Here is a 21,273-nt window from a genome sequence, read left to right on the forward strand (position 1 = left end):
GTTCCGGCGTGGCGGCCACGTTGCCGAGTGCCCCGGACGCCGCGCCGCCCGCGCCGTGACCGCCGCCGCCCGCAGGTGCGCCGCCCGCCGCSGCCACGCGGGTCCCTGCTGCGGCGGTTCGCTCCGGGGCGTCGCCTCGGACGCCGGCCGCGACGTCCGGCCACAGCGCCGCCTCGGACGGTTCGGCGGCGGCGCGGTCCGGCGGCGTGCCGACCGGCTCGGAGTCGGGGTCCGGGTCCGCGAGCAGTTCCCGAAACAGCGGGCACCGCGCGTCGAGTTCGTCGACGGTGCCGGTGTCGATGATCCGGCCGCCGTCGAGGACGGCGACCCGGTCGGCGAGCGTCAGGGTCGAGCGGCGGTGCGCCAGGATCAGGGTGGTCCGGTCGCTTCGGCAGCGCAGCGTGTCGAAGATGGCGGCCTCGGTGGCGGCGTCCACCGCGGACGTCGCGTCGTCGAGGATCAGCAGCCGCGGGTCGACCAGCAGGGCGCGCGCCAGCGCCACCCGCTGGCGCTGGCCGCCGGAGAGCGTCAGCCCACGTTCGCCGACGACGGTGTCGTAGCCGTCGGCGAGCGCCTCGATGAACTCGTCGGCCTGCGCCATCTTCGCGGCGATCCGGATGTCCTCGGCGCTGGCGTCCGGTCGGCCCAGCGCGATGTTCGAGGCGACGGTGTCCGAGAAGAGGAACGGCTCGTCGAACACCAGCCCCACCGCGCCGCGCAGCTGCTCCCCGCGCAGGGTGGTCACGTCGAAGGCCTGCCCGCCGGTGGTCAGCGCGACGGTGCCCACGCTCGGCGCGTAGAACCGGGGGAGCAGCAGCGAGAGCGCCGTCTTGCCGGACCCGGCGCGGCCGACCACGGCGAGGGATTCGCCGGGCGCCAGGTCGAGGTCGAGTCCGCGCAGCACCTCCCGGCCCGGCTCGAACCCGAACGTGACGGCGCGCAGCCGGACCCCGACCGGGCCGTGCGGCAGGGCGACCGGATGCGGGGGGTCGGCGACGGCGGGCTCGGTGTCGATCACCTCGTAGACCCGTTCGACGGCGGCGCGCGAGAGCTGCGCCATGATCACCACCGACGACAGGACGCGGGTGACGTTCGACATGGTGGCGACGTAGGTCGCGAAGGCCAGGAAGGTGCCGATGGTGATTGCGCCGCCGAGCGCGAGGTAGCCGCCGAAGGCGATCACCCCGACCAGGCCGAGTTGCGGCAGCGCGGCCATGGTCGGCGCGAACCGGGAGTTGATCCGGGCCGCGCGCAACCGCTCCGCGTACAGGGTGCGGCCCAGGTCCTCGAGCTGGTCGACTGCGCGGGCCTCCTGCCCGAATCCCTTGACCACCCGAACACCGGTCACGGTCTCCTCGACGTGCTGGGCCAGGTCCGCGGCACGCTGCTGGGCGGACCAGGTGGCGGCGAACAGCTTCGGCCGGATCCGCCACACCACCAACGCCACCGCGGGCACCACCAGCAGCGCGACCACGGTCAGCAGCGGGGACAGGTAGGCCATCACCACCACGGCCAGCACGAACTGGATCAGCGCGCCCGCCGACAGCGGGACCATGGCGAGCAGGCCCTGCACCAGCTGCAGGTCGGTGATCGACCGGGACACCACCTGCCCGGTGCGGATCTGGTCCTGCCCGAGTCCGTCGAGGCGTTGCAGCGAGCCGAGGAGGCCGAGCCGCAGGTCGTGCTGGACGTCGAGGGAGAGTTTGCCCGCGAGCATCCGGCGGCCGAACTGGCAGCCGAACCGGACCACCGCCAGGCCCGCGATGGCGGCGGCGACCACCGCGATCACCTCGGTGGCGCCGGAACTGGCGTCGTCCACCGCGATCCGGGCGAGCAGCGGGAAGGAGATGTCGATGACCGCGGCGATCAACGTCACCGTCAGGGCGCCGACCGTGACGGACCGGTGTGCCCAGCAGGCGGCGGCCAGTCGTCTGATCCAACCGCGGGGCTTCGTCTCGGGTGCCATCGACAGCCACGTTAGACCCGACCTCCGACGGGTCCGCTCGGTGCCGGTCAGGTGATGTCGCGGCGCGTGGCGGCCCACCAGCCGAGGCCGCAGGCGAGGCAGGTCCAGAAGAGCAGAGCGATCGCGGCGACCGGCCACGGGGCGTACTCGTCGATGTTCGAGGCGGAGGTCGCCGCGATCGTGGACCAGGTGGCCGCCGTCGGCAGGAGCTGAGTGAGCGCGCCCGCCCCGACGCCGTGCAGGACCGCCGTCACGACCATCTCGCCGGCGGGGTACCAGGCCACCAGGGCGACCGCGGCGGTGGTGGACGACCCGAGCGCCAGCCCGAGCCCCGCCCCGATCAGCGACCACGCCACGGTGGTCAGGACGCCGGCGGCGAGCATCGCGGCGACCGACCACGACATCTCGAAGAGGCCGCCGGCAAAGGTCAGAATGCAGATCAACGCGACCGCCTCGACGGCGACCGCGTAGGCCGCGCCGAACGCCGCCGTGACCGCCAGTTTTGCGGCGACCACCCGGTCGCGRCCGGCGGTGGTGAGGAAGGTCGGGGTGAGCGTCTGGTGCCGGAACTCGGTGCCGGAGTTGATCGCTCCGAACAGCCCGGCGAACAGGGCCACGCCGGCGATCGCGACGAACAGTCCGACCGACGCGGCGCCGGTGGTCAGTTTGGAACCGCTGAACTCGACGTCACCCGCCATCGCGGCATAGAAGGTCCCGGCGAACAGCGCGACGAACAGCGGGGCGAGGACCAGCGCCCACCAGAAGCGCAGGGTGGTGACCTTGCGCAGTTCGCTGGTCAGCAGCGCGGTCATCGGGGGCCTCCGTGGGGATCGGTCGCGTGCTGGAGCTGCGGGGCCGGCGGGCCGTAGTGCTGGGCGGCGTACTGCCCGGAGGTCATGGACGCGAACACCTGCTCGAGATCGACGTGCTCGGTGACGGACCCGAAGATGCGCACGCCCGCCGCGCCGGCGATCTGCGCGACCTCGGCCTCAACGGTGCCGCCGACGGCGAGCCGGCCGTCGGGGAGCACCTGGGCGTCGGTGATGCCCTCGGCGCCCAGGGCGAGGGCGAGCCGCGCGGCGTCGGAGGAGGCGACCAGGACCCGGCCGGTGTGGGAGCGCCGGAGGTCGTCGAGACCGCCCTCGAAGACGAGGCTGCCGCGGTCGACGATCACCAACCGGTCCACCGTCTGCTCCACCTCGCGCAGGAGGTGACTCGACACCAGCACGGTCCGCCCCGAACGGGCGAACGCACGCAGGAAGTCCCGGAGCCAGGCGATACCCTCGGGGTCAAGGCCGTTCGCGGGCTCGTCGAGGACGAGGATCTGCGGGTTGCCGAGCATGGCGGTGGCGAGCGCGAGACGCTGGCGCATGCCGAGGGAGAAGGTGCCGGCCTTCTGGCGTCCCACCTGCTCGAGACCGACCATGCCGAGCACCTGGTGGGCCCGGTCGTCGGGGACGCCGACCGCCGCGGCGTACACCAGCAGGTGGCCCAGCGCGGTCCGGTTCGGGTGCACGCCGAGCGAGTCGAGGACCACACCCACTGTGCGCGCGGGCTGCGCCAGCGCGGCGAACGGCAGCCCGGTGACGACGGCGCTGCCCGTCGTCGGCGTGATCAGCCCCAGCAGCATTCGCAGGGTGGTGGTCTTGCCGGACCCGTGCGGCCCCACGAACCCGGTGATCGACCCCGTCGGCACGGTGAAGCTCAGCTCCGAGACCGCGCGCACGGCGCCGAACTGCTTGCTCAGGCCGACCGCCTCGAGCGCCGGACGCGCGTGGGCCGGACCCGTCGTCTCGCCTGCGCTCATGCCGTTACCTCCCCTGCCGGACTCCACGGTGCGCCTCACCCTATCGGCGCGGCGCTGCCCGGCGGCGGTTCGCTACCCGCGCAGCGCCAGCGACTCGGCCAGCGCGGCGAGGGCGGGCTCCTCGTCGCGGTCGTAGGGAAGCACCTGGACGGCCACGTGATTCGCGCCCGCGTCGAGATGCTCGGTCAGCCGCGCGGCGATCGACGGTGCGTCGCCGTGCGCCACCAGTGCGTCGATCACCCGGTCGCTGCCGCCGTCGGCGAGCTCGTCGGCGGTGAACCCGAGCCGGGCCAGGTTCGCGAGGTAGTTCCGCCGGTTCAGGTAGGGGGTGACCAACGGGCGTCCGGCCACCCGGGCCGCGACGGGGTCGGGGTCGAGCACCACCTTGTGCTCGGCCGCCAGAAGAGGTGCGGGGCCGAGCAGTTCGCGAGCCTCCAGGGTGTGCTCCGGCGTGGTCAGGTAGGGGTGCGCGCCTGCGGCCCGGTCGGCGGCCAGTCGCAGCATCTTGGGTCCGAGCGCCGCCAGCACCCGGCGGCCGGCGGGCACCCCGGCCGCGTCCAGTTCGTCGAGGTAGGCGACCACGGCCTGGTACGGCTTGGCGTAGACCTCCGCCGAGGACTCCCGGTGGCCGGCGCCGACGCCGAGCAGGAAGCGCCCGGGATGGCGGGCCTCGACGCGGTGGAACGACTCGGCGACCTCGGCGGCCGGCGAGCCCCAGATGTTGGTGATCCCGGTGGCGACGGTGAGGGTGGTCGTGGCGTCGAGCATCTGTTCGGCGACGGCGAGGTCCGCGGGCGGCGAGATGCCGATCCAGAGAGTGCCGTAGCCGAGTCGCTCGACGGCCCGGGCGAATTCGGGGGTCAATCCGGCGACGCGGCGCCACACGCCGATCCGGCCGATGTCGGGGGTCTGAGGGTCGATGCTCATCTGCTGCTCCGTTCGTGGACTGCTCGGGGCCAATCAACCATGCGGGCGCGGCATCTCATACCGGTAGCTGATTCGGCCCGATCGGCTCTTTTGTAGCGTTCCACCCATGGTGGGCCTCCGCGATCCGGCGCTCTCCGGCACACACGGCCGGCTCCTGGTGCTGCGGGCGAGTGTCGCGCTCGTGGTGGCGATGGGGCTGGGCCGATTCGCGTACACGCCGATCCTGCCGCTGATGGAGCAGCAGGCGGGCCTGAGCGGAGAGTCGGCCGCGACGATGGCGACCGTCAACTACCTGGGCTACCTGCTGGGTGCGGTCCTCGCGACATTCCTGCCGGTGCTGACCAGGAGCCGGGCGGCGCTGCGGGTGTCGCTGGTGGCGCTGATCGCGACGCTGGCGGCCATGCCGCTGACACAGTCCCTGCCGGTGTGGCTGACGCTGCGGGGGCTGGCCGGCCTGGCGAGCGCGGTGGTCTTCGTGTTCACCGCCCGGGTCGCGCACCAGGAACTGTCCGGCCGTCGCGACGGCGCCGGCTGGGTGTTCGGCGGCGTCGGCGGGGGAATCGCGTTGTCCGGGTTGGCAATCCTGGCCCTCGGCGCGGACGCGGACTGGCGGACCAGCTGGCTGGTGGTGGCGGCGCTGGCCGCGGCGTTGTCGGCGTTGTCGTGGACGCTGCCCGGGGGACGGCCGCAGCCGCACGCGGTCGGCGGAGCGGGCCGGGTGACGCGCCGGAACCGGGTGGCGTTCGGCTGGCTGCTGGCCGCGTACTTCTGCGAGGGCCTCGGCTACATCATCTCGGCCACCTTCCTGGTCGCCGCGGTCGCCTCGCTGGGCAGTGCGACGTGGCTGGGCAGCGTGGTCTGGATCGCGGTGGGTCTGGCCGTGGTGCCGTCGTGCGTGTTCTGGATGCGGCTCTCGCGCAGGCACTCCCAGGTCGCGATGCTGACGGTTGCGATGACGGTGCAGGCGGCGGCCGTGGCGGCGTCGGCGGTCTCCGGCTCCGCGGTGGTGCAGGTGCTCGGTGCGTTGTGCTTCGGCGGCACCATGATCGCCATCGTCACGCTGGCGCTGGCCGAGGGCACCGTGCTGGTGGGTGCGCGGGCGCCGGCGATCGCCACTGCGGTGTACGGGGTGGGGCAGGTGATCGGTCCGCTGATGGTCGCGCCGCTGCTCGACCGCGGATACACCCCGGCCCTGGCGGTGGGTGCGGTGGTGCTGGCGGCCGGGGTGCTCTTCACGCTGCCGCTGCTGCGGATGGAGCGCCGGGCGCGGGCGCACCCCCGCGCGACCGGTCGCGTGGGGGCGCTGGGATGACCCTGTCGGCGCGGTGGGAGCCCGGCAGAGGCCGCTACCCGCGCAGCGCCAGCGACTCGGCGAGTGCGGCGAGAGTGGGCAACTCGTCGCGGTCGGACGGAAGCACCTGTACGGCCACGTGATTCGCGCCCGCGTCGAGGTGTTCGGTCAGCCGCGCGGCGATCGCTGTCGCGTCGCCGTGCGCCACCAGGGCGTCGATCACCCGGTCGCTGCCGCCGTCGGCGAGTTCGTCCTCGGTGAAGCCGAGCCGGCTCAGGTTCGCGACGTAGTTCCGCAGGTGCAGGTAGGGATTGTCGACAGGCGGTCGCCCCACCGCCCGGGCCGCGACGGGGTCGGTGTCGAGCACGACCTTGTGCTCGGGTGCGAGAAGCGGTGTGGCCCCGAGCAGTTCGCGGGCCTCGCGGGTGTGCTCCGGCGTGGTCAGGTAGGGGTGCGCGCCGGCGGCGCGGTCGGCGGCCAGTCGCAGCATCTTCGGGCCGAGTGCAGCCAGGACCCGACGTCCGGCGGGCACCCCCGCCGCGTCCAGTTCGTCGAGGTAGGAGACCACGGCCTGGTACGGCTTCGCGTAGACGTCCGCCGAGGCCTCTGGGTGGCCGACGCCGACGCCCAGGAGGAAGCGGCCGGGATGGCGGGCCTCGAGACGGTGGAAGGACTCGGCGACCTCGGCGGCCGGCGAGACCCAGATGTTGGTGATCCCGGTGGCGACGGTGAGGGTTGTCGTCGCGTCGAGTACCTCTTCCGCGATCGAGAGGTCGGCCGGGGGCGAACCGCCCAGCCACAGGGTGCCGTAGCCGAGTTTCTCGACGGACTGCACGAACTCGGGCGTCAGGCCGTACGCGTGACGCCACACACCGATCCGGCCGAGGTTGGGGGTCTGCGGGTCGATGCTCATCTGCTGCTCCGTTTCGGTGGACTGCCTGAGGAAACCACACCCGCCCGGCGAATCATTCCGGCTGCTGATCGACCGGGTCGGTTTCTTTGTAGCCTTCCCTCCACGGTGAGCCTCCGCGACCCGGCAGTCTCGGGCACGCCCGCACAGGCCACCTGGACGACTACTCCGCCGGTGCCGCGAACGGCCGTTCGATGGTGGCCAGGTGCAGGACTTCCGGGCCTCCGAAGCGACACGCTGCCGCTGCTTCCGGGCGTAGCGCCGGACTCGGGCGCACCCCGGCGCGACCGGATGACCGGCCGCGCGGGGGTGCGTGGGTTCACTGTCGCGGCGAATCCCGCGACGCGGTGCCTACTGGCCGAGCATCGCCTTCATCTGGTCGATCTCGGCCTGCTGGCCGTCGATGATCGACTGCGCCAACTCCTTGACCTGCGCGCTCTGACCGGAGGTCAGGATCTTTTCCGAGGAGTCGACGGCGCCGACGTGGTGCTCGATCATCATCTCGAGCCAGGCCTGGTCGAAGGCCGCGCCGGTGGACTCGTCGAGCTGTGTCATCTGCTCCGCGGTCATCATGCCGCCGTGGTCCATCCCGGGCATGGAGGCGTCCGTACCGGGCATGGAGTGGTCCATGCCGGGCATGGAGTGGTCCATGGTGGCGTCCGTCGCCGGCGCGTTCCAGTCCTCGAGCCAGCCCGTCATCTGCGCGATCTCGGGGCCCTGGGCGGCTTCGATCTGCGACGCCAGCGCGATCAGTTCGGGGTTGGTGCTGCGGTCCGGGACCATCTCGGCCATCTCCACGGCCTGCTGGTGGTGCGGGATCATCATCTGCACCCACATCACGTCGGCGGCGTTGTGCGCCGACGCGGCATCCGCCGGGGTGGTGGCGGACATGGAGGTCGAGGTCCCCGCCTCCCGGTGCTCGGTGGTGTGCTCGGGGCCGGTGCCGTCGTTCGCGCAGCCGGCGAGCAGTGCGACCGCCGCTGCGGCGGAGGCGATCAGGGTTGCGGTCTTGGTGCGAGTGTTCATCGTTGGTTCCTTGGCTGTAGCTGTTGGTGTGACGGTCGCGACTGCGCATGCACGCAGTGGCCCTGTCACACCCGCAGCACGCACAGCGATGCCAGCCGCGCCGACGTCGGCAGGAACGGGGGCCCGCGGCCGGAACTCAGAGTCGGGTGGGTCCGGCGCCGCTGGGCCCGGATCGGGTTCGCGGGAATCCCGAACAGCAGCAGGGTCATGGCCAGCAGCAGCGCGGACGCGAGGACGGCCAGGCACGGGTTGAGCACGTGATGGTTGTCGCCGTGGCCCGGGGGAGTGTCGGAGTTCTGGGAGGCATCGAAACCTGGGGCGGTCCCGGCGACCGCGACAGGATCCTGGGCGGATGCGACATGTTCCTGAGCGGAGGTGTCATGGGTCGTCGCGGCGTGCGAGACCGACTGCGCCGCAGGAGTGGCCGCGAGCAGGTGGTGCATGGCCAACAGGCCGAACACCAGCACGCCGAGCAGGAGCGCGACCGGCGCCGCCGGTCGCGCGACCTGTCGCCGAGCCCAACTCATGATCGCCATCATACCCTAGGGGGGTCAGGTAGCGAGTTCGAGCTGCCAGCTGACCGGCGCCGGTCCGAAGGCGTCACGGGCGTTGTTGATCACGCCCTTGCCGATCGACCGATTGCCCGCGCCGCCGATCGCCGCGCCGATGCCGGCGGGCACCAGCTTGCCCAGGATCAGGGCGCTGCGCCGGGCCGCGTACTTGGTGACGAACTTGCGCAGCAGGCTCTGGTTCATCCCCGCCATCGTGGGCGCGGGGATCCGGTTGGTGATCAGTGAACCCCAGTTCTTGGTCGTCACGCCCACCGCCTTCTCCACGATCTCCATCCCGGAGGTGCCGAGCGCGACCGCGAGCACCAGGGCCCGGCGCTGCTCGTGCTGCTGGACCGAGATGCCGTGTACCGAGGCCACCGCCAGCGTCAGCAGGGCGCAGGCCTCCAGGAAGAACACCGACTCGGCGCCGACCGCGGCGATCGAGCCCACCGTCCCGATGCCGGGGACCGCCGCGGCCGCACCCACTGCGCCGCCGCTGCCCGTCACCGCGGTGAGGAACATCCGTTCCATCCGTTCGACGATCTGCTGTGGGCTCTCGCCGGGGTGTGCGCGGCGGACCCGCTCCACGTACTTCGCGACGGCGGGACCCTGCAGCTTGCTGCCGTTGTCGAGCAGCGACACGACGACCTGCTCGACCCGCCCCATCATGTGCGCCATCGGTTCTCCCCTTCGCCACGGCCCACCGCGACTGGCGGCCGAACTCCCTTCCAACGGCCGGCCCCCGCGGTTTGTTCCTCCGGCCGCCTCGGGTCTCCGTCGGCGCCGTGCGTCGCGGTCCGCGTCGTCAGCCCAGCGCCCAGTGCTCGACCGGGACCACTTCGTGGGGCTTCGGGGGATGCGGCGGCGTGCCGTCGCCGAACGGCCTGCCGCCCAGCAGCTCCCGGCCGTGGGGCTCGAGCCAGTTCGCCAGGCACGGACCCTTCGGCACGATCTGCGTCGGGTTCACGTCGGTGTGCACCACGTAGTAGTGCTCTTTGATCTGGGCGAAGTCGATCGTGTCGCCGAAACCCGGCGTCTGGAACAGGTCTCGCGCGTAGTCCCAGAGCACATGCATCTCGGTGAGCTTGGTGCGGTTGCACTTGAAGTGGCCGTGGTACACCGGGTCGAACCGAACGAGGGTGGTGAACAGACGCACGTCGGCCTCGGTGATGGTGTCGCCCACCAGGAATCGCTGGGTGGCGAGCCGCTCGGTCAGCCAGTCGAGCCGGGCGAAGAGCCGGTCGTAGGCCGCCTCGTATGCCTCCTGCTTGCCGGCGAACCCGCACCGGTACACGCCGTTGTTCACGTCCCGGAACACCAGTTCGGCCACCTCGTCGATCTCCGCCCGCAGCTCGGTCGGGTACAGGTCGGGGGCGCCCTCGCGGTGGTACTGCTTCCACTCGGTCGACAGGTCGAGGGTGATCTGCGGGTAGTCGTTGGTCACCACCTGCCCGGTCGGGATGTCGACGATCGCGGGCACCGTGATGCCCCGCGGGTAGTCGGGGAAGCGGGCCAGGAAGGCCTCCTGCAGTCGCGGGATCTTCAGCACCGGGTCCACGCCGCCGGGGTCGAGGTCGAAGGTCCAGCTGCGCTGGTCGTGGGTGGGTCCGCAGATGCCCATGGACAACACGTCCTCGAGCCCGAGCAGGCGGCGGACGATGATGGCCCGGTTCGCCCACGGGCAGGCCCGGGCGACGATCAGTCGGTAGCGGCCCGGCTCCACCGGGTAGCCGTCGCGTCCGTCCGCGGTGATCCGGGTGTCGATGTAGCGGGTGTCACGAGTGAATTCCTTGCCCTTGCCGACGTATGCCCCGGTGGAGCTGCTCTCCTCGGTCACTGCGAATCAACTCCCTGTTGGACTGACGATTCGCGGGCGCGGCCGCGGACCGTGGGGCCTGTACAACGACACAGCTCACACGCTACTGCGGTGCACCGTGGCGAGGGTGTGGGATCCGAGCACCTGGAAGCCCAGCGTCGCGGCCAACTGCCGGGACGCGATGTTCTCGGGATGGCTGCGCCACTGCGCGATCATGCCCTCGTCGACGGCGTCGTTCGTGGTGAGTCGCGCGACGACCGCCGCATGTCCGCGCCGGCGGAGGTCCGGTGCGGTGAGGGCACCGACGTCCGCGACGATGCCCTGCCACTCGCGGTAGCCGGCCGCCGCCACCGGGGAGCCGGCGTCGTCGAGCAGGGTGAACCAGCGCTCCCGGTCCGAGAGTGCCGCCTCGGTGACCTCGTCCGGCGGGCAGAGAGCCTCGAGCGCCCGCACCTCCGCGAGGTCGTGCGAGATCAGCGGGTCGTCGGACTCGCCGGTGTCCGCGCCGGCCTCCGCGGTGTAGGAGAGCAGGAGGGGGCCCGGGCAACTGCCGCCGTGGTCCTTGGTGAGGTCGAGCATGGTGCTGCGCTCGCTCAGCGCGTCGTCGTCGAGGTCCTCGGCCCGCTCGAGCGCCCACCGCGGGCCGACCAGCGCGCTGGCGCCGGCCAGCCGGAGGAACTGCACCCGGTCCGCGTCGTCGTCGACCAGCACCTGGCGGGCGCCGGGGCGGGCGAGCGCGGTGTCGGGCAGTCCGAGCGCGCGCGACCAGGCCAGCGCGACGATGTCGAGATGATGAGCGTCCACCCCGTCACGCTATCGGTCCCGGCGAGATGTTGCCGCCGCCTACTCCGCGCCGTATATTCCACTTGGACTAATTGGTGGGGGGCGGACACGGATCGGGGGAGCGCAGTGGCCACAGCGCTGACACCGCTCGCGATCACCGTGCTCGCGCTGCTCAACGAGCGCCCGATGCACCCCTACGAGATGCACCAGCTGCTGCTCCAGCGCCGCGTCGACCGCGTGGTGAAGGTCCGGCCCGGCTCGCTGTACCACGCGGTGGCGCGGCTCGAGCGGGCCGAACTGATCGCGGTGCTCGGCACCGAGCGTGCTGGCAACCGCCCCGAACGCACCACCTACACCGTCACCGACAGCGGTCGCGCCGCACTCGAGGCCCGGATCGCGGAACTGCTCGGCGCCCCCGTCCGCGAGTACCCGCAGTTCCCGCTGGCGCTGGCGGAGGCGCACAACCTCGCGGCGGCCGATGTGTGCCGACTGCTCCGGGCCCGGATCGCGGCGGTCGAGGCGGACCTGGACGAACTCGACGCCGTGCGGGCCGTGCACGTCGCGGCGGACCGTCCGCGCGTCTTCTGGTTCGGGCTCGACTACCTGCGGGCGCTCGCCGCCACCGAGCTGCACTGGATGGCCGCGTTGGTGGCGGAGATCGAGTCGGGCGAACTGCCTTGGCTCACACCAGAACTCATCAGAGACCGACTCAGCCAACCGGCAAGGGGATGACCGTGACCGAGTTCAACCAGAACACGGAGATCAAACAATGGCCGGCGCTGTGGGCGCTGTGCCTGGGGTTCTTCATGATCCTCGTGGACTCCACGATCGTCGCCGTGGCGAACCCCGCGATCATGACGGGCCTGCACACCGACATCAACAGCGTCGTCTGGGTCACCAGCGCGTACCTGCTGGCCTACGCGGTGCCGCTGCTGGTCACCGGACGCCTCGGTGACCGGTTCGGCCCGAAGAACCTCTACCTGGTCGGCCTGACAGTGTTCACCCTCGCCTCGCTCTGGTGCGGGCTGTCGGGCAGCATCGAGCCGCTGATCGTGGCGCGGGTGTTCCAGGGCTTCGGCGCGGCGATGATGACACCGCAGACGATGGCGGTGATCACCCGGATCTTCCCGCCAGACAAGCGCGGCACCGCGATGGGCCTGTGGGGTGCGGTCGCGGGCGTCGCCACCCTGGTCGGGCCGCTGGCCGGCGGCGTCCTGGTCGACGGCCTCGGCTGGGAGTGGATCTTCTTCGTCAACGTGCCGGTCGGCATCATCGCCTTCCTTGCCGCCGTCAAGTTCGTGCCGGTGCTCCCGACGCACAGCCACCGGTTCGACATCCCCGGCGTGGTGCTCAGCGCGCTCGGCATGTTTGCCCTGGTGTTCGGGCTGCAGGAGGGCAACTCCTACGACTGGTCGACGCGGATCTGGGTGCTGATCGGGATCGGCGTCGTGCTGCTCGGGGTGTTCATCTGGTACCAGTCGTGGAACAAGAACGAGCCGCTGCTGCCGCTGAGCCTGTTCCGGGACCGCAACTTCTCGCTCGCGAACATCGGCATCACCTCCATGGGTTTCGCGATCACCGCCATGGTGCTGCCGCTGATGTTCTACGCGCAGGCGGTGCGGGGACTGACCCCCACCGGGTCCGCGCTGCTGATGGTTCCGATGGCGGTGCTCACCGGCGCGCTGGCGCCGAACGTCGGCAAGCTGGTGGACCGGGTGCACCCGCGCTACATCGCCGCGCCGGGCTTCCTGATGCTCGCGATCTCGCTGGGCTGGCTGGCACTGGTGATGACGCCGCACGTCGCGATCTGGGAACTGCTGCTGCCGATCGGGCTGATGGGCATCGCGAACGCCTTCATCTGGTCGCCGCTGGCCGCCACCGCCACCCGTAACCTGCCGATGCAGGCGGCGGGCGCGGGGTCCGGCGTCTACAACACCACCCGCCAGGTCGGCGCGGTGCTCGGCAGCGCGGGCGTCGGCGCGCTGATCACCGCCCGGCTCTCGGCCAACGGGATTCCGACCGGCGGCGAGGAGGGCGCCGGCGGTGTGCTGCCCGACTTCGTCCGCGACGGCTTCAGCACCGCGATGGCGCAGTCGGTGCTGCTGCCGGCCGCCGTGCTGCTGATCGGATTCGTGGCGTCGTTGTTCTTCGAGCGGCCCGTCCGCGAGTCGGACCTGCCGCCGGTGGACGCCCGCGAGGAGTCGGTCGAGGCCTGACACGCAGTGAGGGTGGGACTGACGCACGCGTCGGGTGCCCGGCGCGATACTGGCGTCATGACGGAGACCGTGAAGCCCACCCGCCTCGAACGCAGCACCACCGACGCCGGCGCCGAGTTCGCCGTCCTAACCCTCGAGCACGGGCCGCTGAATCTGTTCGACCGCGCGATGTTCGACGCGATCACCGAGGACGTGGCCGCGCTGACCGCGGCCCCGCCGCGTGCGCTGCTGCTGCGCGCGGCGGGCAAGGTGGTCTCGGGCGGGGTGGACGTGCACGAGTTCGACGGGCTCGGCGCCGCGCAGGGCGCCGACCTCTGGCGCACCCTGTTCGCGGAGATCGTCCACCCGATCGAGGCGCTGCCCTGCCCGGTGGTGTTCGCCGCGCACGGGCTGACCCTGACCGCGGCGTTCGAGATCGCCCTGGCGTGCGACCTGGTGCTGGCCGCGCCGCAGGCCAGGTTCGGTCTGGTGGAGACGGTGGTGGGGCTGACGCCGTCGATGGGCGGACCGCAGCGGCTCGCGGAGCGCGCAGGCTCCGGCCGGGCCCGGGAACTGGTGATGACCGGCGACCTCTACGACGCCGCCACGATGCATGCCTGGGGAGTGGTCAACGCCGTGCACGAGGACGTGGACGCCGCGGCACGGTCGTTGACGGCGCGGCTGGCCGACGGCCCGACCCGGGCCCACCACGCCACCAAGCGGATCGTCGAGGCCTGGCGTTCGGGTGGTGTCGCACACGCGGATTCGATCACCCCGGAGGTGTCCGGGGCGTTGTTCGAGACTGACGACCTGCAGGGCGCCGTGCGCAGCTTCCTCGACGTCGGACCGGGTAAGGCGCAGTACACCGGGAAATGAGGGCGCGCGGGCGTCTGACACCGGGCGCCCGCAACGCCTAGGGTCGAAGCCATGTCTGGGTCCGGTGTCAGCCGCGGGGGGCGCGTAGGAGGGGTCCTGGTCGCGGCGTCGGTGTTGCTGGCGGCCGGGTTGTCCGGCGGCTGTTCCACGTCCGCGCCCTCTGCTCCGGATCCGGTGGACGTTGCCGCCGACGCCTACGTCTACGGCGCCGCGCCGGTGACGCTGGCGCGGACCCGGGCGAACATGACGTGCCTGCTGCCGGTCAACGAGCTGTTCAACCAGGCGCAGCTGTCGGGGCCCGACTCCCGGACCGTGGTCGCGCCGAACGTCGACACCCTGTATTCGATTGCCTGGCTGGACCTTCGGGCCGGCCCGGTGCTGCTCACCCACCCGGACATGGGGGAGCGGTACTTCGGGTTCCAGTTCCTGGACATGTACACCAACGTGTTTGCGAACGTCGGCACCCGGGAGACCGGCCCCGCCGCCGCCGCGCGGCTGATCGCGCCGCCCGGCTGGTCCGGGCAGGCGCCGCCCGGTGCGGCGGTGGTCGAGTCCCCGACCTGGGACGCGTGGATGATCGGCCGGACACTGGTCGAATCGGAGGCGGACCTGCCCGCGGCGCGGGCCGCCCAGCAGCAGTACTCGATGCGGGTCCTCGGCCCGGTGGTGGCCGGCGCGCCGCCGCCGCTGCCGCCGAATGACTGCGGTGACAACCCGGCGCCGCAGGCGCTCGTGGCGTCGGGGCCTGAGTACTTCGACGAGCTGTCGGCGATCCTGGCCGCCAATCCGCCGCCACCGGCAGACCGGCCGCTGCTCGACCGGATCGCCGCACTGGGCGTCACGCCAGGTGCGACGCCGAGCGGTGGCAGCCCGGAAACGGTGGACGTGCTGGCCGCCGGCATGACGCGCGGCGACCGGCAGATCACGGCGGCGACCGACACCGGCGATCGGGTCTGGCGGTCGCTGCCGGACGCCGGCCGATACGGCACCGACTACCTCCAGCGCGCCGTCGTGGCCAGGATCGGTCTCGGCGCCAACGTGCCGGAGGAGTCGGCGTACGCGGTGGCGCGGGAGGCGTCGGACGGCGGGCCGCTGCGCGGCGAGCGGGGCTACCGACTGCACTTCCCCGCCGACGGCCTGCCGCCGGTGGACCGGCGTGGATTCTGGTCCGTCACCATGTACGGGCCGGACATGTTCCTCGTCCCGAATGTGTTGGGCCGGTATGCGATCGGCGACCGGACCCCGGGCCTGACCCGCAATCCGGACGGCTCCCTCGACGTCTGGCTGGCCGCGGCCGAGCCAGCGACCGGTACGTCGAACTGGCTGCCCGCCCCGGAGGGCGAGTTCGTCGTGATGCTGCGGTCCTACCTGCCCACCGACCCGTCCTGGACGCCGCCAGAACCCGAACCCGAGGGATGAGAAGATGCCGACCCCACTCGCCGAACTGCACATGCACATCGAGGGCTCGCTCGAACCGGAGCTGATCTTCGCGCTCGCCGAGCGCAACAGGGTGACGCTGCCGTACCGGGACCTCGACGACCTGCGTTCGCGCTACGAGTTCACCGACCTGCAGTCGTTCCTGGACCTGTACTTCGCAAACATGGCGGTGCTGCGGACCGCGCAGGACTTCGCCGACCTGGCCCGTGCGTACTTCGCCCGGGCGGCCGCGGGCGGGGTGCGGCACGCGGAGATCTTCTTCAATCCGCAGGCGCACACGGCACGCGGGGTGCCGCTGCGGGAGGTGCTCGACGGCCTCGGCGACGCCGTCCGTGGCAGCGAGTCGGAGTTCGGGGTGTCGAGCGCGCTGATCGCCGCGGTGCTGCGCGACCGCCCGGAAGCCGAGGCCGCCGCGATGCTCGACGAACTGCTGGGGCTGGACGTGCCGGTGCTCGGCCTCGGGCTGGACTCCGCGGAGGTCGGCAACCCGCCGTCGCGGTTCGTGGACGTCTTCGCCCGGGCCCGGGCGAGCGGCCTGCGGACCGTCGCGCACGCGGGGGAAGAGGGCCCGCCGGAGTACGTCTGGCAGGCGCTCGACCTGCTCGGGGTCGAGCGGATCGACCACGGGGTGCGCTGCCTCGAGGATCCCGCGCTGGTGACCCGACTGGTCGAGGACCAGGTCCCGTTGACGGTGTGCCCACTCTCCAACGTCCGGCTGCGGGTCGTCGACACCATGGCCGAGCACCCGCTGCGGGCCATGCTCGCCGCCGGCCTGCTGGTCACCGTCAACTCCGACGACCCGGCGTACTTCGGTGGCTACGTCGACGACAACTTCGCGGGCCTGCGGGACGGCCTGGGACTGACCGAGGAGGAGCGGGAAACCTTGGCCCGCAACTCGATCCTGGCGTCCTTCGCCTCGCCCGAGCGCAAGCGGGAGTTGCTGGGGGAGTCCTGACGCCGGCGGGCGGGTCCGGTCAGCGGGTCAGACCGAAGTCGACGACCGCACGGGCGAGCGCGAGCACGTCGAGGTCGCGACCGGCGGGGCCGACCAGGCACAGTCCGACCGGTGCCGCGCCGGCGGTGCCCAGCGGCACCGTGGCGGTGGGCAGCCCCGCGACGGTGGCGATGCAGGTGAGCATCCCGGTGCTGCGCATGGTGTTGCGGTAGGTGTCTCCGCTGAGGTCGCCGTCCGACATCGGCGGGGCCGGTCTGGCGGTGGTGGGCAGCACCAGCACCCGGTCGCCGAGGAAGGCGCGGACCGTCGCGGCGGCGTCGGCGAGGGTGTCGGACGCGCGCCGGTAGGCCTCCGGGGAGGTGCGGGCGGCGCCGGTGAAGTTCTCCCGGGGCTCACCGCTCAGCGAGGTCGTCGCCGCGGCGGCGAACGCGCCGTGACGCTGCCACGCCTCGTAGGCGACGACGGTGGTGACGGCCTCGTGCCAGTCCGGCAGCGCGCCGATGTCGAGGTCCTGTTCGGCGAGGTCCGGCAKGCTCGACCTGCGCCAGGCCGTCAGTGCCCGGGAGGTCGCAGCCGTCACGACGGCGTCGGCCACCGCGTTGACGCCGGGCGCGGTGACGGCCCGCGACAGCGGGCGGGCAGGGGCGTTCGGAACCGACGCGGCGACCGCCTTCGCCAGCGTCGAGATGTCGGCGGCCAGCCAGCCGATCGTGTCGACGGTGGGACTCAGCGGCACCAGGCCGTCGGTGGGGACTGCGCCACGGGTCGCGGTGAACCCGAACAGGCCCTGGTAGGCGGCGGGTATCCGGATCGAGCCGTCGGTGTCGGGGCCGAGCCCGACCGTCGCCGTGCCCGCGGCGACGGCGCTGCCGGCGCCGGAGCTCGATCCGCCCGGGAGTCGCTCCGGCGCAGCGATGTTCGGTGGGGTGCCGAACAGGTCGTTGACGCCCGAGTGTCCGTAACCGAGGTCGTCGGTCTGCGCCAGCCCCACCACCGCGGCGCCGGCGCCGAGCAGGCGCGAGACGGCCGTCGCGGTGGTGGACTCGACGGGCGCCTGCGCCAGCCATCGCGGGGTGCCGGCGCCGACCTGCTGGCCGGCGACCGCGAACAGGTCGGTCACCGCCACGGTCGCCCCGTCCAGGGCGCCGGAGCCGGACGCGGCGGCCAGGGGTGAGCCCTGCACCCGCCAGGTGGCCCGCGACGCCGGGGTGGACGCGGCCGCGGCGCCGCCACCGGGCAGCGGCGGGACCCCCGGATCGGCGGCCCCGTCACCGCAGCCGCCGAGCAGCAGCGTGGTCCCGGCCGCGGCACCGAATGCGAGAAAGCCCCGCCGTGTCAGATCGGTCATCCGGTCAGGCTAGGGCGTCGCGCTCAGCCCAGGACCTGCCGGAGGTAGTCGTTGTCGAAGACCCGGGTGGGGTCGTACTTGTCGCGCACGGAGCAGAACTCGTCGAACCGCTGGTAGGTGGGACGCAGGTCCGCCGCGGTGCGGCTGTGCAGCTTGCCCCAGTGCGGCCGGCCGTCGGCGGCGCGCGCGATGGACTCGACCGCGTCGAAGTAGGGGCGGTGGTCCCGGCGGTAGTACTGGTGCACGGCGACGTACGCGGTGTCACGGCCGTGCGCGGTGGACATCCACACGTCGTCGGCGGCGGCGAAGCGCACCTCCACGGGGAAGGCGACACGGAAGTCGGACCTGCCGAGCCACTGGTCGATCTCGCGGAGGGTGTCCGGCAGCGCCTCGACCGGGACCGCGTACTCCATCTCGCGGAACTTCACCCGCCGCGAGGACGCGAAGACCCGGTAGCTGCGGTCGGTGAACTCGCGCGCGGAGAGCGCCCGGGAGGCGACCTCGTTGATCTTCGGGATGGCGGCGGGGAACTGGGCCGCGACCCGGTTGACGCCCTCGAAGAAGGTGTTGGAGAGCAGCTCGTCGTCGACGAAGCCGCGGACCCGGCCCACCGGCTCGAGCGGGGTGGTCGCCGGCAGTCGCGTGTTCCGCTTGGTCAACACGCGGTCGGTGTGGGGGAACCAGTAGAACTCGAAGTGGTCGACGCCGCGGGAGTTCTCGTCGATGCGCTCCATGACCGCGCTGAGGCGATCCGGCGACTCGACCGCGCGCATGGCGTACGCGGGCTCGCACTGCAGGGTGAGGGTGGCGATCACGCCCACCGCGCCGAGGCCGATGCGGGCGGCCTCGAACAGCTCCGAATTCTCTTCGGGGGAGCAGTCGACGACCGTGCCGTCCGCGAGTACCAGGGTCAGCGCGCGCACCTGGGTGGCCAGTCCGCCGAATCGGGCACCGGTGCCGTGGGTTCCGGTGGCGATCGCGCCGGCAATCGACTGGGCGTCGATGTCGCCGAGATTTGTCATGGCGAGTCCGAGATCCCACAACATGGGATTCAGGTCGCGCAGTCGCGTTCCCGCGAGAACGGTGACCAGCGCGCCGGCCGGTTCCGTGTGGACCACGGATTTGATGCCGGCGAGGTTGTCCAGGCTGATCAACACGCCGTCCGTCACGGCCACTGGCGTAAACGAGTGACCAGCGCCAACGCACTTGACGTGCAGGCCTTCCGTCGTCGCGCGGGCGATTTCGAAACTGAGCTCGGCCACGCTCGCGGGCGTTGCGTAACGTCGCGGGCTCGCGCTTGCGCACTCAGCCCAGTTGTGCCAGGTCTGCTGATCCATGACGCCACTATTCACATGGACAGTCGTCCAGGTCAACAGTTGACGCGATCTTTATTTCTGCGTTCTAGGATCATCCAATGCTGAACAGGCTTCCGGCGGACGAGCGTCGCGCGCAACTTGTCGAATCTGCCATGGGAATTGCGGAGCGGGGTGGCATCAGTTCTGTCACCATCCGGGCGGTCGCCGAGAATGCGGGGGTCTCGCTCGGGGTGGTGCACTACTGCTTCGACAGCAAGGAGGCGTTGGTCGCCGCGATGGGCGAGTCGCTCGTCGTGCAGCTGAGCCAGGCGCTGGGCTACGCCTTCGGTCAGGCGCAGAGCGAAGAGCAGCACGGCGGCCTGCGTGGGCTCCGCGAGGTGCTGCACAGCGGGATCACCGCAATGTGGCCGATCATCGAGGCGACGCCGAACCGTCAGCTGCTCACCTACGAGATCACCGCGTACGGGCTGCGTCAGCAGGCAGCCGGCGCGGAGCTGGCCGGCGTGATCGCGGACATGCAGTACCGGACCATGGACGCCCAGGCCGTCGACTTCCTCGAGCAGTCGGCCGCGCACACCGGCACCAAGTGGACCGAGCCGGTCGCGCACATCGCGCGATTCGCGCTGGCCGTGATCGACGGGATCGTGCTCCGGTGGTTGGTGGACCGGGACAGCGAGGGCGTCATCGCCGAACTCGACGACCTCGTGCAGATGATCACCGGCAAGGCCGTCGAACTCTGACCCAGGATCGGCTCGCACTTCGCCGCTGCGGAAAAGTGGTCGCGCCAAGACGTGGACAGTCGTCCAGTTCGGGTGGTTGACTCGTTGGCATGACCGCCATTTCCGACCGTCCGGAGACCATGGCCCGCGACGGCGCGACCCGCGCACGACTGGACGCCGCCACCCGCGAGCTGGATCCGCCGCTCGCCGCCATGGACCTGGGGGCGCTGCGCGCCAACGCCGCGGACCTCCTCCGCCGGGCAGGTGGGACGCCCGTGCGGGTGGCCAGCAAGTCGGTCCGGTGCCGCGCGGTGCTCGAGGAGACCCTCGGGACCGGGCTCACCGCCCGCGGCGGCTTCCGCGGGATCATGTCCTACTCGCTGCGTGAGGCGATCTGGCTGGTGCGCCTCGGGGCCCGGGACGTCCTGATGGGCTACCCCACCACCGACCGCGGTGCGATCGCCGAGCTGGCCTCGGACCCGCTGCTGCTCGACTCGATCACCCTGATGATCGACAGCGCCGACCACCTCGACGTGGTGCACGCCGCCGCCGGCAGTTCCTCGGTCCCCGCCCGGGTGTGCCTGGACGTGGACGCGTCGCTGCGGGTCGGGCCGGTGCACCTCGGCGTCCGCCGCTCACCGCTGCGTACCCCGGAGGAGACCGAATCGCTGGCCCGGGCGGCCGTGCGACGGGGCTTCCGGGTGGTCGGCGTGATGTTCTACGAGGCGCAGATCGCCGGGTTGCCCGACAGCAGCCCCGCGATCCGACTGGTCAAGCGTGCCTCCGCCGCCGAGCTGTCCAAGCGCCGCGGCGCGGTGGTCGACGCGGTCTCCGCGGCCGCGGGGAAGCTGGAGATCGTCAACAGCGGCGGCACCGGGTCGCTCGAGGTGAGTTCCGCCGACCCGTCGGTCACCGAGGTCACCGCGGGTTCCGGGCTGTACGTCCCGACCCTGTTCGACCGCTACCGCGCGTTCACGCCGCGGCCGGCGCTGTTCTTCGCGTTGTCCGCGGTGCGCCGCCCGACGCCCAAGATCGCGACGCTGTTCGCGGGTGGTTACGTCGCGTCCGGCCCGGCCGGCGCGTCCCGGGTGCCGACGCCGGTCTGGCCGGCCGGTCTCAAGTTGCTGCGCAACGAGGGGGTCGGCGAGGTGCAGACGCCGGTCACCGGGCTCGCCGCGGGCGGGCTGCGGATCGGCGACCGGGTCTGGTTCCGGCACGCCAAGGCAGGCGAGCTGTGCGAACGGTTCACCGCCCTGCACCTGGTGGACACCGACGGCACCCGCACCGTGGTCCCGACCTACCGCGGCGACGGGCAGTGCTTCGGCTGACGTCCGGCGGCGGGTAGCGCGC

Annotated in this window: 20 protein-coding genes; 8 read left to right on the forward strand and 12 right to left on the reverse strand. The window is 72.0% G+C overall.

The annotated features are described in order from the left end of the window. The 4 genes from AC1DU4_RS13535 to AC1DU4_RS13550 all read right to left on the reverse strand — a co-directional run. Nucleotides 1-1,966, reverse strand: a 1,966-nt coding sequence (locus AC1DU4_RS13535) for an ABC transporter ATP-binding protein (protein ID WP_477840585.1), incomplete at its 3' end; no start/stop codon positions are given. 47 nt (nt 1,967-2,013) lie between these two features. Next, nucleotides 2,014-2,778, reverse strand: a complete 765-nt coding sequence (locus tag AC1DU4_RS13540; RefSeq protein WP_477840587.1) for an ABC transporter permease — start codon at nt 2,776-2,778, stop codon at nt 2,014-2,016. Then, on the reverse strand, nt 2,775-3,773 hold the full coding sequence (locus AC1DU4_RS13545) for an ATP-binding cassette domain-containing protein (RefSeq protein WP_477840589.1): 999 nt from the start codon (nt 3,771-3,773) through the stop codon (nt 2,775-2,777). Before AC1DU4_RS13545 ends, AC1DU4_RS13540 begins: the two co-directional genes overlap by 4 nt. A 72-nt stretch (nt 3,774-3,845) precedes the next feature. Next, a complete protein-coding gene (locus AC1DU4_RS13550) occupies nt 3,846-4,700 on the reverse strand; it encodes an LLM class F420-dependent oxidoreductase (protein ID WP_477840591.1) in 855 nt (284 codons plus the stop codon). A 106-nt stretch (nt 4,701-4,806) separates the two neighbouring features. On the opposite strand from AC1DU4_RS13550, the gene AC1DU4_RS13555 reads away from it, so the two are divergent. Continuing rightward, nucleotides 4,807-6,012 carry a YbfB/YjiJ family MFS transporter gene (locus AC1DU4_RS13555; RefSeq protein WP_477840593.1) on the forward strand — a complete coding sequence of 402 codons (1,206 nt, stop codon included), beginning with the start codon at nt 4,807-4,809 and terminating at the stop codon, nt 6,010-6,012. 34 nt (nt 6,013-6,046) lie between these two features. Here AC1DU4_RS13555 and AC1DU4_RS13560 read toward each other — a convergent pair whose 3' ends face one another. The 6 genes from AC1DU4_RS13560 to AC1DU4_RS13585 all read right to left on the reverse strand — a co-directional run bounded on the left by AC1DU4_RS13560 (nt 6,047) and on the right by AC1DU4_RS13585 (nt 11,098). Then, nucleotides 6,047-6,904: an LLM class F420-dependent oxidoreductase gene (locus AC1DU4_RS13560; protein WP_477840595.1), complete on the reverse strand. Its 858-nt coding sequence runs from the start codon at nt 6,902-6,904 to the stop codon at nt 6,047-6,049. 348 nt (nt 6,905-7,252) lie between these two features. Then, complete coding sequence (locus AC1DU4_RS13565) at nt 7,253-7,927, reverse strand: DUF305 domain-containing protein (RefSeq protein ID WP_477840597.1); 675 nt, start codon at nt 7,925-7,927, stop codon at nt 7,253-7,255. 65 nt (nt 7,928-7,992) lie between these two features. Further along, nucleotides 7,993-8,454 carry a DUF6153 family protein gene (locus AC1DU4_RS13570; protein WP_477840599.1) on the reverse strand — a complete coding sequence of 154 codons (462 nt, stop codon included), beginning with the start codon at nt 8,452-8,454 and terminating at the stop codon, nt 7,993-7,995. A gap of 24 nt (nt 8,455-8,478) precedes the next feature. After that, nucleotides 8,479-9,156 (reverse strand): hypothetical protein, encoded by a 678-nt coding sequence (locus tag AC1DU4_RS13575; RefSeq protein ID WP_477840601.1) that lies wholly within the window; start codon nt 9,154-9,156, stop codon nt 8,479-8,481. Between the two features lie 127 nt (nt 9,157-9,283). Continuing rightward, nucleotides 9,284-10,315 carry a glutathione S-transferase family protein gene (locus AC1DU4_RS13580; RefSeq protein ID WP_477840603.1) on the reverse strand — a complete coding sequence of 344 codons (1,032 nt, stop codon included), beginning with the start codon at nt 10,313-10,315 and terminating at the stop codon, nt 9,284-9,286. Nucleotides 10,316-10,390: 75 nt separating this feature from the next. Further along, nucleotides 10,391-11,098, reverse strand: a complete 708-nt coding sequence (locus AC1DU4_RS13585) for a GNAT family N-acetyltransferase (RefSeq protein WP_477840605.1) — start codon at nt 11,096-11,098, stop codon at nt 10,391-10,393. 105 nt (nt 11,099-11,203) lie between these two features. On the opposite strand from AC1DU4_RS13585, the gene AC1DU4_RS13590 reads away from it, so the two are divergent. The 5 genes from AC1DU4_RS13590 to AC1DU4_RS13610 all read left to right on the forward strand — a co-directional run bounded on the left by AC1DU4_RS13590 (nt 11,204) and on the right by AC1DU4_RS13610 (nt 16,540). Beyond that, nucleotides 11,204-11,809 carry a PadR family transcriptional regulator gene (locus AC1DU4_RS13590; RefSeq protein ID WP_477840607.1) on the forward strand — a complete coding sequence of 202 codons (606 nt, stop codon included), beginning with the start codon at nt 11,204-11,206 and terminating at the stop codon, nt 11,807-11,809. Between the two features lie 74 nt (nt 11,810-11,883). Continuing rightward, nucleotides 11,884-13,293, forward strand: coding sequence for a DHA2 family efflux MFS transporter permease subunit (locus AC1DU4_RS13595; RefSeq protein ID WP_477840673.1), 1,410 nt, complete (start codon nt 11,884-11,886; stop codon nt 13,291-13,293). A 57-nt stretch (nt 13,294-13,350) separates the two neighbouring features. Beyond that, a complete protein-coding gene (locus tag AC1DU4_RS13600; protein WP_477840609.1) occupies nt 13,351-14,148 on the forward strand; it encodes an enoyl-CoA hydratase/isomerase family protein in 798 nt (265 codons plus the stop codon). A 51-nt stretch (nt 14,149-14,199) separates the two neighbouring features. Continuing rightward, nucleotides 14,200-15,567, forward strand: a complete 1,368-nt coding sequence (locus AC1DU4_RS13605; RefSeq protein WP_477840611.1) for a DUF1254 domain-containing protein — start codon at nt 14,200-14,202, stop codon at nt 15,565-15,567. A 4-nt stretch (nt 15,568-15,571) separates the two neighbouring features. Further along, nucleotides 15,572-16,540, forward strand: coding sequence for an adenosine deaminase (locus AC1DU4_RS13610; protein WP_477840613.1), 969 nt, complete (start codon nt 15,572-15,574; stop codon nt 16,538-16,540). 19 nt (nt 16,541-16,559) lie between these two features. On the opposite strand, the gene AC1DU4_RS13615 is transcribed toward AC1DU4_RS13610, so the two are convergent. Further along, complete coding sequence (locus tag AC1DU4_RS13615) at nt 16,560-17,888, reverse strand: amidase family protein (RefSeq protein WP_477840615.1); 1,329 nt, start codon at nt 17,886-17,888, stop codon at nt 16,560-16,562. A 23-nt stretch (nt 17,889-17,911) separates the two neighbouring features. Then, the gene (locus AC1DU4_RS13620) at nt 17,912-19,225 is read right to left on the reverse strand and encodes a D-arabinono-1,4-lactone oxidase (protein ID WP_477840617.1); all 1,314 of its coding nucleotides are present in this window, start codon (nt 19,223-19,225) and stop codon (nt 17,912-17,914) included. 77 nt (nt 19,226-19,302) lie between these two features. Between AC1DU4_RS13620 and AC1DU4_RS13625 the strand changes: the two genes are divergently transcribed. Beyond that, nucleotides 19,303-19,944: a TetR/AcrR family transcriptional regulator gene (locus tag AC1DU4_RS13625; protein ID WP_477840619.1), complete on the forward strand. Its 642-nt coding sequence runs from the start codon at nt 19,303-19,305 to the stop codon at nt 19,942-19,944. Nucleotides 19,945-20,033: 89 nt separating this feature from the next. Next, the gene (locus tag AC1DU4_RS13630) at nt 20,034-21,251 is read left to right on the forward strand and encodes an amino acid deaminase/aldolase (protein WP_371851180.1); all 1,218 of its coding nucleotides are present in this window, start codon (nt 20,034-20,036) and stop codon (nt 21,249-21,251) included. The last annotated feature ends 22 nt before the right edge of the window (nt 21,252-21,273 follow it).

Source organism: Rhodococcus sp. P4_F5 (genome assembly GCF_056401315.1).